This window comes from Thermostichus sp. OS-CIW-33 (genome assembly GCF_054059615.1).
In genome coordinates, this window is the sequence record NZ_JBSSCH010000042.1 from 1 (window position 1) to 1,048 (window position 1,048).

Consider the following 1,048-nt stretch of genomic DNA (forward strand, 5'->3'; position numbering starts at 1 on the left):
CAGCCCCCAAGAGCGCAATCACCTTCGCACCGTTAAAATCCGCATCCCCTTCCCAACCGCAGTGCCCGCATTTGAACTGCTTACCCTTGCGATAGGATTGAGCGGAGTTGGGATGAATATGCAGGCACTTGTGGCAGATCTGCGAGGTATAGGCCGCAGGGACAGCTACCACTTTGACACCCGCCCTCACAGCCTTGTATTCGATAAACCGCCGCAGCTGGTAGAACGCCCAGCTATTGCTACGCCGCCGCTCCTCACGACTGCGGGGCTGCCGGTTGGTACGCCCCCGGATGCCGCTCAAGTCCTCAATTGCAATGCAGGCAGAAAGAGATTGAGCTGCTTTAACGATGCGCTTAGCGATACTGTGGTTCACCCAAGCTTGAAAGCGTCTCTCTTTGCCAGACAGCCGTTGCAGCAGTTGACGGCATCGCCGCCTGCAACTGCGGGTGCCCTTACTGGCCTTGCGCTGAAGAGACGCTCTTAACCGACAGTAGTGATCTCGGACTTTGTTCAGCTGCTGTCCATTCCAGTTGTCTCCTTCGGAGGTATGTGCAATGTCTCGCCGTCCCAGGTCAACACCAATCACCTTGTCGGTGTTCTGTTGCTTGGGGGGCTCTGCCTCGACACAAATCTGGATGGAGTAGGAGCCGTCTTTGCGCTGGACTAGGGTGGCCGATTTGGGGTTAGAGCCAGCCAGCATTCCCCTCTGGTAGTTGCCAATGGCTAGCTCAAAGCGTTCTCTTCCATCAACCGTGGCAAGCGACACTGTCCAGTCTTTCTCGCGAAACGAGAAGATACGTGCATCGTAGGTAACGAACCTACGCTTGAACTCTTTAACTGGACGATTGCGCTGTCTCGCCACTTTGCGAGCGCCTGCCACCCGTCTGCAGACCTGCTGGGCCAGATTACTGGACAAGCCAAACCGAGCGCGAATCTGGTAATAGCAAAGGGATTGGAGTTTGACTGCGTTGACTACTTTTTCTGGTGTGTTTTGGTTGACCCAGTTCAACGCCTGCACAAAGGCATCCATTGTCGCATCCAACTTTGC

Annotated in this window: 1 protein-coding gene; it reads right to left on the bottom strand. The window is 55.2% G+C overall.

The window, feature by feature from the left end; genetic code table 11:
* A partial coding sequence (locus tag ACVWZG_RS13785; protein ID WP_457407500.1) for an RNA-guided endonuclease InsQ/TnpB family protein occupies positions 1-1,048 on the bottom strand: 1,048 nt, incomplete at both ends.